The organism is Zoogloea sp. JDB1, from assembly GCF_056724025.1.
In genome coordinates this window covers 5369106-5381694 of the sequence record NZ_CM161496.1, presented here as the reverse complement: position 1 = coordinate 5381694, position 12589 = coordinate 5369106, and the positions used below count along the sequence as shown (strand labels likewise).

The 12589-nt window shown below is 67.7% G+C and carries 9 protein-coding genes; 6 read left to right on the top strand and 3 right to left on the bottom strand.

Annotated elements, in window-relative coordinates; all coding sequences use genetic code 11:
• The first annotated feature begins 7 nt into the window (after positions 1–7).
• The gene (locus AC1PPK_RS24395) at positions 8–1189 is read left to right on the top strand and encodes a porin (RefSeq protein ID WP_481115566.1); all 1182 of its coding nucleotides are present in this window, start codon (positions 8–10) and stop codon (positions 1187–1189) included.
• Positions 1190–1231: 42 nt separating this feature from the next.
• On the opposite strand, the gene AC1PPK_RS24390 is transcribed toward AC1PPK_RS24395, so the two are convergent.
• From AC1PPK_RS24390 to AC1PPK_RS24380, 3 genes are all read right to left on the bottom strand, one after another.
• Positions 1232–2551, bottom strand: a complete 1320-nt coding sequence (locus AC1PPK_RS24390; protein WP_481115565.1) for a methyl-accepting chemotaxis protein — start codon at positions 2549–2551, stop codon at positions 1232–1234.
• Positions 2552–2647: 96 nt separating this feature from the next.
• A complete protein-coding gene (locus AC1PPK_RS24385) occupies positions 2648–3685 on the bottom strand; it encodes a zinc-dependent alcohol dehydrogenase family protein (RefSeq protein WP_481115564.1) in 1038 nt (345 codons plus the stop codon).
• A gap of 203 nt (positions 3686–3888) precedes the next feature.
• Entirely contained in the window at positions 3889–5130 is a 1242-nt protein-coding gene (locus AC1PPK_RS24380; RefSeq protein ID WP_481115563.1) for a CobW family GTP-binding protein, read from the bottom strand.
• A gap of 351 nt (positions 5131–5481) precedes the next feature.
• Here AC1PPK_RS24380 and AC1PPK_RS24375 point away from each other — a divergent pair, with 351 nt between their 5' ends.
• The 5 genes from AC1PPK_RS24375 to AC1PPK_RS24355 all read left to right on the top strand — a co-directional run bounded on the left by AC1PPK_RS24375 (position 5482) and on the right by AC1PPK_RS24355 (position 12542).
• Positions 5482–6648, top strand: a complete 1167-nt coding sequence (locus AC1PPK_RS24375) for an acetyl-CoA acetyltransferase (RefSeq protein WP_481115562.1) — start codon at positions 5482–5484, stop codon at positions 6646–6648.
• Positions 6645–8177: an AMP-binding protein gene (locus AC1PPK_RS24370; RefSeq protein WP_481115561.1), complete on the top strand. Its 1533-nt coding sequence runs from the start codon at positions 6645–6647 to the stop codon at positions 8175–8177. The genes AC1PPK_RS24375 and AC1PPK_RS24370 overlap by 4 nt, the downstream gene beginning before the upstream one ends.
• Before the next feature lie 348 nt (positions 8178–8525).
• Positions 8526–9248, top strand: a complete 723-nt coding sequence (locus AC1PPK_RS24365; protein ID WP_481115560.1) for a CoA transferase subunit A — start codon at positions 8526–8528, stop codon at positions 9246–9248.
• Positions 9249–9251: 3 nt separating this feature from the next.
• Positions 9252–9887, top strand: coding sequence for a CoA transferase subunit B (locus tag AC1PPK_RS24360; protein WP_481115559.1), 636 nt, complete (start codon positions 9252–9254; stop codon positions 9885–9887).
• A 615-nt stretch (positions 9888–10502) separates the two neighbouring features.
• The gene (locus tag AC1PPK_RS24355; protein WP_481115558.1) at positions 10503–12542 is read left to right on the top strand and encodes a sigma-54-dependent Fis family transcriptional regulator; all 2040 of its coding nucleotides are present in this window, start codon (positions 10503–10505) and stop codon (positions 12540–12542) included.
• Positions 12543–12589 lie beyond the last annotated feature (47 nt).

Sequence of the window (12589 nt, the reverse complement as noted above, 5' to 3'; positions counted from 1 at the left end):
ATACGACATGAACGCAAAATTCCATGCGCAGCTCTGCGCAGGGGCGGCCCTGTGCGCCCTTTTCGGGCCGGCGATGGCCGACGAAGGTTTCACCCTGCTCGATGGGGACAAGGGTCGCTTGAGCATTTACGGAACCCTCGACGGCGGCCTGCTCAGCCGCAGTGGCAGCAACGGCGCCTACGCCGCCCAGGCCGGCAGCAGCTTCGCCGGCCACAAGTCGGAGCTGACCAGCGGCATCGAATCGGAGAGCCGTCTCGGCTTCAAGGGCAGCCGTGACCTGCGCAACGGCATCACCGCGCTGTTCCAGCTCGAAGCAGGCATCTCCATCGACGACGGCAAATCCACCCTCAGCGACGCCCAGGGCCACAGCCTGTTCCGCCGCAAGTCCTTCGTCGGCCTCAGCGGCGGTTACGGCACGGTGGTGATGGGGCGCATCGACGGCGGCCGCTACAGCGTGGCCGGCAAGTACGATCCGTTTGCCAATGGCACGGTGGCCAACATGGCGTCGGTGCAGGTGCATGGCACCCGCGCCGACAACGCGGTGGCCTACATCTCGCCGGCCTGGAACGGTCTGTCCTTCCTGGCCGCGTATACGACCAGCCTGGTCGGCCAGGAGAACCCGGGCAACAAGAACGATGGCCGCCTGTGGGCCTTCATCCCGTCCTACACGAAGGGGCCACTCAACCTGACTGTGGATTTCGAGCAGCTGGCGCCGAAGGGCAACGAGGAGCACAAGACCAACATCCTGGTCGGCGGCGCGTCCTACGACTTCGGCCCGTTCAAGCTGCACGGCTACTGGGAGAGCATCAAGACCGACAACTACAAGGACGTCTTCGACGGCAGCTTCGCCACCTACAGCGCGCTGCTCAATCACCGCAGCTGGATGGTCGGCGCGTCGGCGCCGGTTTGGGGTGAACAGGCCCGCCTGCGCGCGTCCTACGTGGTGCTCGACGACAAGACCTCCCTCGACGCGAGCTGCCGCAAGTGGGGCATCGGCGGCGTGTATTACCTGTTCGAGCGCAGCGCCTACCTGTATGCCGACGTGGCGAAGATCAGGAACAGTGCCAACGGCATCTGCTCGATCCAGCCCAATCCGGCCCGCACCGCGGTGGATTCCGGCGGCGTCGGCTCGCCGGTGGGCGGCTACGGCACCACTGGCTTCGATCTGGGGCTGAGCTACAGCTTCTGAGCGGTCGTGTGTGCCCGGCCCCGTGTGGGGCCGGGCAGCCGCTCAGGGTTCCTCTGTGGCCATCTTACCGATGCGGGCGGTGGTTTCGCGGGTGCGTTCGGCGAGCTTGCGCACCTCGTCGGCCACCACCGCGAAGCCGCGGCCGCTCTCCCCGGCGCGGGCCGCTTCGATGGCGGCGTTGAGGGCCAGCAGGTTGGTCTGGTCGGCGATCTCCTTGATCGTGCCGACCAGTTCGCCGATGCGGTGAAGCGTGGCTTCCAGCTTGGCCTGCTGCTTCTCGCGGATCTCCCGCTGCTCGTTCTCGCGCAGCCGGGTGTCGATGTCGGTGAGGGCGCCGACCGCCCGCAGAGGCGTGCCGTCGGTGGCCCGCCGGGTCTGCGCAGAGGCGCGGAACCAGCGGTATTCGCCGCTCTTCAGGGCCAGCCGGTGGGCTTCGTCGTAGGGCGTGCGACCGCTGCGGTCGGCCAGATGGTTGAGGAAGGCCTTCAGCACGCGCTCCCTGTCCTCTGGATGGAGGCGTGAGGACCAGGCGTCGAGGGTGTTGGGAAAGTCGTTCTCGTCGTTGAAGCCGAGCATCCGCCGCAGCTGTTGCGACCACCACACGGTGTTTGACGGGTGGAGGGCGTCGCCGCCGACGATCTCTATATCCCACAGGCCGTCGCTGAGCAGTTCGCGGACCAGCTCGAAGCGTTCCAGGCTGCGTTTCAGCAGGGCGTCCTGTTCCAGCGTGTCGTGGATGTCTTGCAGCGAGCCAGCTACCCGCAGCGGCGTGCCGGACGCATCGCGCAGGGTCGTGCCGATGGCGCGGAACCAGCGGTAGCTGCCGTCCTTGCGGACCAGCCGGTAGTGGATGTCGTAGGGCGTGTGGCCGCCGCGGTCGGCCAGGTGGGCGCCGAAGGCGGCGGCGACGCGGCGGGCGTCGTCCGGGTGCAGGCGCGTGCTCCAGCTCTCCAGCCGGTCCGGAAAGTCCCGTTCGTTGTCGAAGCCAAGCAGGCGACGCAGCTGGGGCGACCACCAGACGACGCTGTCCGGATGGGCCGGGTCACCAGCCACCAGATGGATGTCCCACAGCCCCTCGCCGCTGGCGCTGCTGATCAGTTCGAAACGCTCGGCCAGTTCGGCGGCCTCGCGGCGGGCATCGGCGAGGGCGGCTTCGAGGCGGACGGTTTCTTTTGTGAGGGCGTCCGCCCGGCGGCGGGCTTCCGCGGCACGGCCGAGGGCGCCCTGGTGGGCTTCCTGCAGGCGGCTGTCGAGAAGGGCGAGGCGGCGGGAGGCCCGGAACGGGGTGAGCAGCGGGGTCTCGCCGGCGAGGGCGTCGGCGAAGTGCTCCAGGTGGGCGAGCCACTGGCGATTGGCAAACACGTTGGTCGATCTCCGTGGAGAAAGGGGCGGGAAGGGGCGGGCGCGGGGATGCCCGCAGCGGGCATCCCCGGCCTACGTGTCGCGGAGCGGCGGACCTCAGGCGGCGATGACGACCTTCAGGGCCTTGCTGCTGGCCGCGCTGGCGAAGGTCTCGTAGGCGTCGAGAGCCTGCTCCAGCGTGAAGCGGTGGGTGATCAGCAGGGACGGATCGAGCTTCTTGGCCTGCACCGTCTTCAGCAGCATGCCGGTGGTGGCGGTGTCCACCAGGCGGGTGGTGATGGAGATGTTGTGGGCCCACAGGGTTTCCAGGTGCAGGTCCACCTTGGTGCCGTGTACGCCGACGTTGGCGATCACCCCGCCGGCGGCGACGATGTTCTCGCAGATGCCGAAGGTGGCGGGAATGCCCACCGCCTCGATGGCCGTATCCACGCCGCGGCCTTCGGTGAGTGCCTTCACTGCGTCGGCGGCCTTGCCGTCGCTGCTGTTTACCACGTCGGTGGCGCCAAAGCGCCGGGCCACGTCGAGGCGGTTGTCGTCCAGGTCCACCACGATGATGCGGGCCGGCGAGTAGAACTGGGCGGTCAGCAGCGCGGCCAGGCCGACCGGGCCGGCGCCGACGATGGCCACCGTGCTGCCGGGCTGCACCTTGCCGTTGAGCACGCCGCACTCGAAGCCGGTGGGAAGGATGTCGCTGAGCATCACCAGGGCTTCCTCGTCGGCGTCGGCGGGGATCGGGTAGAGGCTGGTGTCGGCATGGGGCACGCGCACGTACTCGGCCTGGGTGCCATCGATCAGGTGGCCGAGCTGCCAGCCGCCGGTGGTGCAGTGGGAATACATGCCCTTGCGGCAGAACTCACATTTGCCGCAGCTGGTGATGCAGGAGATCAGCACCCGGTCGCCGGGCTTGAAGGTGGTTACGCCGGCGCCGACCGATTCGACCACGCCGACCCCTTCGTGGCCGAGCACGGTGCCGGGGGCGACGGTGGGCACGTCGCCCTTGAGGATGTGCAGGTCGGTGCCGCAGATGGTGGTCTTGGTGATGCGCACGATGGCGTCGCTGGCGTCCTTCAGCACGGGCATGGGACGTTCTTCTAGGGACTTCTTGCCGGGACCGCCGTAGACGAGGGCTTTCATGGGTTCTTCTCCGATTGTGTTATGGATTGCTGCTCCCGCCGCCACGACGGCCACGGGGTGGGGCTTTACAGCAGGGGGCATGCCATTCGGGCAGGTGTGCCCCGGTAGCAACGGAGCATCTTGTTTTAAAAGGAGTTTCCGGCAGGCGCCGAAAGGCGGACTGTGGGCTGGCGACCGATCCCCGGACGCCAGCCGTCCGACGATCAGACGCTGGCCGTCCGACGGGAGAAACGCCGCGGCTGGACCACCCAGCCTTCGAGCTGCAGGCTGTCGGGAGCGGTCAGGGCGACCCGCTCGGAGAACCAGCAGCGGGTCGGCAGCAGCGGATTGGCGGCGGTGGCGCGGATGGCCGCCGCGTCGCCGGGCAGCTGGGCGAGGGCGGCGCGGATGGCGTCGGCGGCTTCCGCCGGCAGGTCGCGGGTGATGAAGACCAGCCGGCCGCGCCGGTCCTCGAAGGCGCCCTCGGCCGGCCAGGCGGGCAGGGTGACCGGCGGGTAGGCGACGCTCTGCACGCACTGGACGACCCGCGGCCGGGACTCGCCGGCCACGTTGACGAGCCCCTTCACGCGCAGCAGCTGCGGGCCGTATTGCTGCAGGATGCGTCCAAGCGTCAGCGCCAGTCCGAACCACGGCACCGGTGCCTCCAGGCGCACGACGAAGCTCGACACGCTGCCGTCGTGGCGCGGCGCGTGGGCCGGGGCGCGGGTGCCGCCATGGCGGGTCCAGCTGACGGCCGGCGGCGCGCGGCGTGCCTCCGCATCGCGGGCGCGTTCCGCGCCGAGCCAGGTGGCCACATCGGGCAGCTTGTCGCCGGGCGCATAGACACCGCCGCCGAACAGGCGGGCTGGCTCCACCTGGCCGTGGCGCGCCTCAATGCGCGGGGCGCCGGGATTGAGCTCGGCCAGGCGGGCGCTGAGCCGCGCAAGCTGGCTGGAACCGGCCAGGTCGCCCTTGGTGATCAGCAGGCGGTCGGCCAGCGTCACCTGGCGCACGGCTTCCGGGTGGGCGTCGAGCTGGGCGTCGCAGTGGGTTGCATCCACCACGGTCAGTACGCTGTCGCACACGTAGCGGGCGGCGATGAAGCGTTCCTCCATCAGCGTGTAGACCACCGGCACCGGGTCGGCGAGTCCGGTGGTCTCGATGACGACCCGTGCAACGGGGGGGATCTCCCGCCGGGAGCTGCGCTGGTGCAGTGCCTTCAGTGCCTTCACCAGGTCGCCCTGCACACTGCAGCACAGGCAGCCGGAGTCGAGCAGCACGGTGCTGTCGTCGATCTTGTCCACCAGATGGTGGTCCACGCCCACCTCACCGAACTCGTTGATCAGCAGCGCCGTGCCGGCCATCGCCGGGTTTTGCATCAGGGCGTTGAGAAGGGTCGTCTTGCCGGCGCCGAGGAAGCCGGTGAGCAGGCTGACCGGGATGCGGTCGACGGGGGCGGTCGTCATGGAATGTCTCCTGTTGTCTTGTTCTGTCCGGGGCCGGTTCAGGTCCCTGCAGGGCATGGGTGGCAAGGGCTGTGCCATGCGCTGGCAGGGCCGGGAATGAAGGGCTGGCGAGGCGTTGCGGTGGCGGCGACGTCCGGGAAGCAGCCGCAACACGGAGGAGGTGCGTCCGGAATCCGGTCGCATCGGCGCGCCGTGGCGTAGCCGTACCGGCAGTGGTGACGATTTGCGCCGCCGATTCAAGGGCTTGGCCGACGCCAGGGGAGGTGCCCGGGCGGGCATGGCCCTTGCCATTTCGTCGTGCCGGCGGCGCAAGTGCCGCGGCATCCACATCGAACGACAAAAGGAGACGACATGGGAGTAAGCATCATCGGCTGGGCGCATTCGCCCTTCGGACGGCTCGATGACATGGACCTGGAGGCGCTGATCGGCGAGGTCAGCCGCGACGCGCTGGCGCATGCCGGAGTCGATCCGGCGGACGTGGACGGGATCTGGCTCGGGCATCTCAACGGCGGCTTCGTGCCGGACATCTTCTGTTCCTCGCTGGTCCTGCAGGCCGATCCGCGCCTGCGCTGGTGTCCGGCGACCCGCGTGGAGAACGCCTGCGCGTCGGGGGCGGCGGCGGTGTTCGCGGCCTGCGACGCGATCGAGTCCGGGCGCGCTGGCTTCGCGCTGGTGGTCGGCGCGGAGAAGATGACCGCGGTGTCCGGCCCCGAGGTCACGCGCATCCTCGGCTCGGCGTCCTACGTGCGGGAGGAGGCCGCCCACGGCATGACTTTCCCGGGCCTGTTCGGCGATCTTGCCGAGGCCTATTTCCAGCACTACGGCGACCACTCGCCCACGCTGGCGCGGATCGCCGCCAAGAACCACGCCAACGGGGTGTGCAACCCGTGGGCGCAGATGCGCAAGGACCTCGGCTTCGACTTCTGCAACACAGTGTCGGAGCGCAATCCGCGCATCGCCGGCCCGCTGCGCAAGACCGACTGCTCGCTGGTCTCCGACGGGGCGGCGGCGCTGGTGCTGGCCGACGATGCCCTGCTCGCCAATGCCCGCCGGGCCATCCGTTTCCGAGCGCGGGCGCAGGTGAATGATTTCCTGCCGATCTCCCGACGTGACGTGCTTAGCTTCGACGGGCCGCGGCGGGCCTGGGGTACGGCGCTGGCCGGGGCCGGCTGCCGGGTGACCGACCTGTCCTTCGCCGAGGTGCATGATTGCTTCACCATCGCCGAACTGCTGACTTACGAGGCGATGGGGCTGGCACGGCCCGGCCGCGGTGCCGACCGGCTGGCCGACGGTACGGTCTATCGCGGCGGCGCGCTGCCGGTCAATGTGTCCGGCGGTCTCAAGGCCAAGGGCCATCCGATAGGTGCCACTGGCGTATCAATGCACGCGCTGGCGGCGATGCAGCTGGCCGGTGAGGCCGGCGACATGCAGGTGGCGGGCGCGCACCTCGGCGGTGTCTTCAACATGGGCGGCGCGGCGGTCGCCAACTACGTGAGCATCCTGGAGAGGCAGAAATGAACCTGGCCCATATCCTTGCGCGCTCGGCGCGGACCTTCCCCGAGCGCCCGGCGCTCCTCGTCGGCGAGCGCCAGTTACACACTTACGCGGCGCTGGCTGCCCGCTCGGCGCGGCTGGCCGGCTACCTGCGTCAGAATCTCGGGCTCGAGGCTGGCGAGCGGGTAGCGATCTACATGAGCAACTGCGCCGAATACCTGGAATGCCTCTATGGCATTCTGTGGGCTGGCCTGGTAGTGGTGCCGATCAACGCCAAGCTGCATCCCCGCGAGGCGGCGTGGATCATCGGCAATGCTGGGGCACGGCTGGCCTGCGTGTCGGCGGATCTGGCCGGCGAGCTGGCCCCGGTGCTGCAGGACGAGGGCGAAATGCTGCCGCTGCTGGTGCCCGGCGATGTGCACTATCTGCGCGCCGTGACCGCGCTGGCGATCCCGGTACAGGAGCGGGCGCCGGACGCGCTGGCCTGGCTGTTCTACACTTCCGGCACCACCGGCCAGCCGAAGGGCGTGATGCTGAGCCACCGCAACTTGCAGACGATGACCGCCGGCTTCTTCACCGACGTGGATCCGGTCGCCCGCGACGATGCCTCGGTGTATGCGGCGCCCCTGTCCCACGGGGCCGGTCTCTACAGCTTTCCCTACATGCTGCGTGGTTGTCGCCACGTGATTCCGGAATCCGGTGGTTTCGAGCCGGACGAGCTGATCGCCTTGTCCAATTCCGTTGGCCGCCTGTGCCTGTTCGCTGCACCGACGATGGTGCGCCGCCTGGTGGAAGGGGTGAAGCGCAGCGGCGCCGACCCGTCCGGCTTCCAGACCATCGTCTACGGCGGCGGTCCGATGTACGCCGACGACATCCGCAGTGCCCTTGATGTGATGGGGCCGCGCTTCGTGCAGATCTACGGTCAGGGCGAGTCGCCAATGACGATCACCGCGCTGTCGCGGGAGGTGCTGGCGGACCGCACCGATCCGAACTGGGCGTCCCGCGTGGCGTCCGTCGGCGTCGCCCAGGCACTGGCCGAGGTGCGCATCGTCGATGCCGATGGGCGCAGCCTGGCCAGCGACGAGGTCGGCGAGGTGGTGGTGCGGGGCGACGCCGTGATGTCCGGCTACTGGCGCAACCCGGCGGCCAGCGAGGCCACGCTGCGCGATGGCTGGCTGTGGACCGGCGACATGGGGAGTATGGATTCCCACGGCTTCGTGACCCTCAAGGACCGTTCGAAGGACTTGATCATCTCCGGCGGTTCCAACATTTATCCGCGGGAGGTCGAGGAGGTGCTGATCGCCCATCCGGCCGTGCGGGAGGTGTCGGTGATCGGCCGCCGGGACGCCGAGTGGGGCGAGTCGGTGGTGGCCTTTGTGGTGCTGGAGGAGGGCATCAGGGGAATAGGTGCGGAGGAACTCGACCGCCACTGTCTCGACCGCATGGCCCGCTTCAAGCGGCCGAAGGAATACCGCTTCGTCGACGCGCTGCCGAAGAACAATTACGGCAAGGTGCTGAAGACCAGCCTGCGCCGATTGCTTGTCGAGGTGTAGGGCGGCTGGGGGCGCTGTCGTGTCTTTCCTGAGGCTGTGGGGGAGAGTGAATGCGTTCCCGCAGCCCGCGGGCCAGGAATGGCAGGGAGGCGCCAGGCTCTATCCGCACATCATCGACCGATGGGGTGCCCGAAATTCGTACGAGCATCCGGAATGGGCGACCGCTATTAGGACGACAATTCGCCCCAGAAAACCGGATTGTTTTTCTATTCCCTTTTTTAATCAAATGGATATTGGCGCTGGCACCGCTCTTGCTGAATAAGGATTGCACGGAAGGGCCGTTCTTCCAATTCACGGGGAAATGGCTGCTTGAAAGACAGGGCAATTCTTGAATAGAGAGGATGCAAGGTGTCTGTGAGAAAAATCCATTCGTCGGCCAGGGCTGCCCTGGCCGGCGTCTTGCGCGATGACATGACGATCATGTCCGGTGGTTTCGGGCTGTGCGGTATTCCGGCGGCCTTGATCGATGCGGTGCTGGAGTCCGGCGTGCGCGGGCTGACGATCATTTCCAATAACCCGGGCACCGAGGGCATGGGGCTCGGCAAGCTGTTCAAGACCCGCCAGGTGCGCAAGCTGGTCTGCTCCTACGCTGGCGAGAACGCCGAGTTTGCGCGCCAGTACATGGCCGGCGAGGTGGAGGTGGAGTTCAACCCGCAGGGCACGCTGGCCGAGCGCATCCGCGCCGGCGGCGCAGGCATCCCGGCCTTCTACACGCGGACCGGGGTCGGCACGGTGATCGCCGAGGGCAAGCCGCTGGCCGAGTTCGACGGCAAGCTGTATGTGCAGGAGCGCGGCCTGAAGGCCGACCTGGCCATTGTCCATGCCTGGAAGGCCGACACCGAGGGCAACCTGGTCTATCGCATGACTGCCCGCAACTTCAACCCGATGATGGCCAGCGCTGGCGCGCTGACGGTGGCCGAGGTCGAGGAGCTGGTGGAGCCCGGCGGGATCGATCCGGATCACATCGTCACGCCGGGCATCTTCGTGGATCGCCTGGTGTTGCTGGATAACGTGGATAAACAGATCGAGCAGCGCACGGTACGCCGTCGCGCTGCCGTGGTGGAGGAATAAGCCATGCCCTGGACTCGGGACCAAATGGCGGCACGCGCCGCCCGTGAGCTGCGTGACGGCTATTACGTGAACCTCGGCATCGGCATTCCGACCCTGGTAGCCAACCATGTGCCGCCGGGTATGTCGATCCAGCTGCAGAGCGAGAATGGCATGCTCGGCATGGGCCCCTTCCCGTGGGAAGGGGAGGAGGACGCCGACCTTATCAACGCCGGCAAGCAGACCATCACGACCCTGCCGACGACCAGTTTCTTCGACAGCGCGGCATCCTTCGGGATGATCCGCGGCGGTCACATCCAGCTGTCCATGCTCGGCGCGCTGCAGGTGTCGGAGAAGGGCGACCTCGCCAACTGGGCGGTGCCCGGCAAGATGATCAAGGGCATCGGCGGGGCGATGGACCTGGTGGCCGGCGTCGGCCGCGTGGTGGTGATCATGGAGCACACCGCCAAGGGCGAGACGAAGGTCGTCCGCGAATGCTCCCTGCCGCTGACCGGCACCGGCGTGGTGAACATGATCGTGACCGACCTGTGCGTGTTTGAGGTGGGACCGGACGGCCTGACCCTGGTGGACCTGGCGCCGGACACTACGTTGGACGACGTGCGGGCCAATACCGAAGCAGATTTTCTGGTGGCGTTGCAGTAACCGGCAGGCCCGCGATGGCGGGCGCCGGGCCTTTTTGGGGGCAATGCGGTATCCAGCGAGGAATCCTCTTCTCTCTCCCTCTCCTCGGAATCCTCTTTGCCTGGAAGCCCCCGCTTTTTTCTTTCATGTGATGGGCGAATCAATTCGCCCCTACGGGACGCACGTCTTTCCGGGACGCAGGATTTGGTCCCGGAATTGGTCATGTAATCCGGTGGGGGCGAATTCATTCGCCCGCGGATGTTTCCCGCAGGACGTCCGTTTTCCGGACGGTCGGGGTGTCCGGAAAGCGGACGCTTTTGCGTTTGCCAAATGCCCGATACGGGCAATATGCTGCCCCGTGGGCTGTGGCACAAAGACTGCTATGTCCGGATATCGAGCGTTCTGCCGTGCCTCTGCCTGTCCATGGTCCACAATAGGAGCTTGAGCCGGCGGCTGGGACAGAGCCTCGTGGCGATGCGCAGGGACACGCGTTGCCGTTGGGCCGGCTGAAAAGCAGACCTCTCCGGATCGGACAAGCGGACAGTGAGCCGCGTTACCGGGGAGAAATACACAGAACCGTGCGCCAGGATGGACTCCATCGGCGACATGGTCGGACACAGACAAAGGAGGGTGGGTATGGCTGCCACAGTTTCAGCGGGCCAGATGTTTTCCATTCCGGAAAACGACGGCCACATCATGACGTCCTGGGAGCGTTTCCTTAGCGGCGACGAAACCGGATCGGACGCGCTGCGTCGCCTGATCGACGATTCCTGGCGGCGCTGCCACGGTGCCAGCGTGGACCCCGAGCGCCATCGGGCGCCGGAGCCGCTGGCCGAACAGTCCCTGCATTCCCTGCGCGACGAATGTGGCGAACTGCTCACCGCGAGTGCGCCGGTGATGGCCTCGGCGCGGGACTTCCTGTCCGAGACCGGCACGGTGATGGTCCTCACCGACCAGCTGGGCACCATCCTCAATCTGGAGGGGGACATGGGCACGCGGGGCGCGGCGGAGAACGTGCATCTGCTGTCCGGCGCCAACTGGAGCGAGCTGGCCTGCGGCACCAACGCCATCGGCACGGCGCTGGAGGTCGGCCAGCCGGTGCAGATCCACTCCGCCGAGCACTACTGTGCCGGGATCAAGCGCTGGTCCTGTTCGGCCACGGTGATCCGGGATCCCTACGATGGCACCATCCTCGGCGTGGTGGACGTCTCTGGGCTCAGCGCGTCCTACAGCCGCCACAGCCTGGCCCTGGTGGTGGCGACCGCCGGGCGCATCGAGAACCGCCTCGCCAAGATCGAGCTGGGTATCCGCTACCGTCTGCTGGAGCAGTGTGTGGAGCGCCTGTCGGGTATGTCGGCGGACGGCATCATCGTCTTCGACCGGCGTGGCCGCGCCATCAAGGCCAATGGCCGTGCGTCGGTGGTGATGGCCGACATGGGCATCGGCGAGGCGGCGGTGGCGCCGGACGGGCTGGCTTCGCTGTCGCTGGCCTGGAAGAAGGGCCGGCGGTTGCCTGATGAAATGCCCGACTGGATGCGCCAGGAATGGCTGGAGCCGGTGATCGAGGGGGGCGAGCAGATCGGTGCCGTATTGACGCTGCCGAGTCGCCATTCCGCCAGCCCGGCCGGCGGGCGGATCGTGACGTCGGTGATGGGCGGGGAATCCCCGTCGGAAAAGGAAGGCTCGTTCGAGCGTGTGATCGGGGAGTCATCGGCGCTGATGCAGGCCGTCGGGCGGGCCCAGCAGCTGGCCAAGTCCCGCGTGCCGGTGCTGCTGCTCGGTGAGACCGGCGTCGGCAAGGACGTCTTCGCGCGCTGCATCCACGAGTTCGGCGCCACCAAGGATGCGCCCTTCGTGGCCCTCAACTGCGGCGGTTTCTCCCGCGAGCTGCTGACCAGCGAGCTGTTCGGCTACACCGAGGGCTCCTTCACCGGCGCCCGCCGCGGCGGCATGATCGGCAAGATCGAGGCGGCGGACGGCGGCACCCTGTTCCTCGACGAGATCGGCGAGATGCCCATCGACCTGCAGCCCCACTTCCTGCGCGTGCTGGAGGAGGGCGAGGTGTATCGCCTGGGCGAGAACAAGCCGCGCAAGGTCAATTTCCGCCTGATCGCGGCGACCAACCGGGATCTGCGCAAGGAAATCCAGGCCGGGCGCTTCCGCATGGACCTGTTCTACCGGGTTGCGGTGACCAGCATCAACATCCCGTCCCTGCGCGAGCGGGCCGCCGACATTCCGCTGCTCGGCGAGCACTACCTGGAGCGCCTGGCCCGCCAGCACGGCCTGGCTCCGCGGCGCCTGTCGCGGGGCGCGGTCGAGCAACTCCAGCAATACGCCTGGCCAGGCAACATCCGTGAATTCCGCAATGTGATGGAGAGCATGCTGCTGACCTCCCAGGAGGCGGTGCTCACCGAGGCGGACCTGCCGCCGGACCTGCGTGCCTCGCTGGACGGCACGCCCGTGGCCGGCGTCGAACTTCCCGGCGGCGACAGCCGCGATCTGACCTGTCTCGAGAACGCCGAGCGGGACGCGATCCTCCGGGCCATCAAGGGCTGTCGCGGCAACATGACGGCAGTGGCGCGGGAGCTCGGCATCGCCAAGAGCACCGTGTATGTGAAGCTTAAGCGTTTCGGGCTGGAGAGCCTGGTGGACGATTTACGCAATTACCGCGCCTGAGCGCGGCTGAATGCAGCCCTGGATGTCCGGTTGCGGTAGCGCGCCGG

Excerpts from the sequence above, each read along its gene's own strand:
- AC1PPK_RS24360 (WP_481115559.1), top strand. The coding sequence starts at position 9,252 with ATGCCCTGGACTCGGGACCAAATGGCGGCACGCGCCGCCCGTGAGCTG.
- AC1PPK_RS24370 (WP_481115561.1), top strand. The coding sequence starts at position 6,645 with ATGAACCTGGCCCATATCCTTGCGCGCTCGGCGCGGACCTTCCCCGAG.
- AC1PPK_RS24380 (WP_481115563.1), bottom strand. The coding sequence starts at position 5,130 with ATGACGACCGCCCCCGTCGACCGCATCCCGGTCAGCCTGCTCACCGGC.
- AC1PPK_RS24355 (WP_481115558.1), top strand. The coding sequence starts at position 10,503 with ATGGCTGCCACAGTTTCAGCGGGCCAGATGTTTTCCATTCCGGAAAAC.
- AC1PPK_RS24395 (WP_481115566.1), top strand. The coding sequence starts at position 8 with ATGAACGCAAAATTCCATGCGCAGCTCTGCGCAGGGGCGGCCCTGTGC.
- AC1PPK_RS24375 (WP_481115562.1), top strand. The coding sequence starts at position 5,482 with ATGGGAGTAAGCATCATCGGCTGGGCGCATTCGCCCTTCGGACGGCTC.
- AC1PPK_RS24385 (WP_481115564.1), bottom strand. The coding sequence starts at position 3,685 with ATGAAAGCCCTCGTCTACGGCGGTCCCGGCAAGAAGTCCCTAGAAGAA.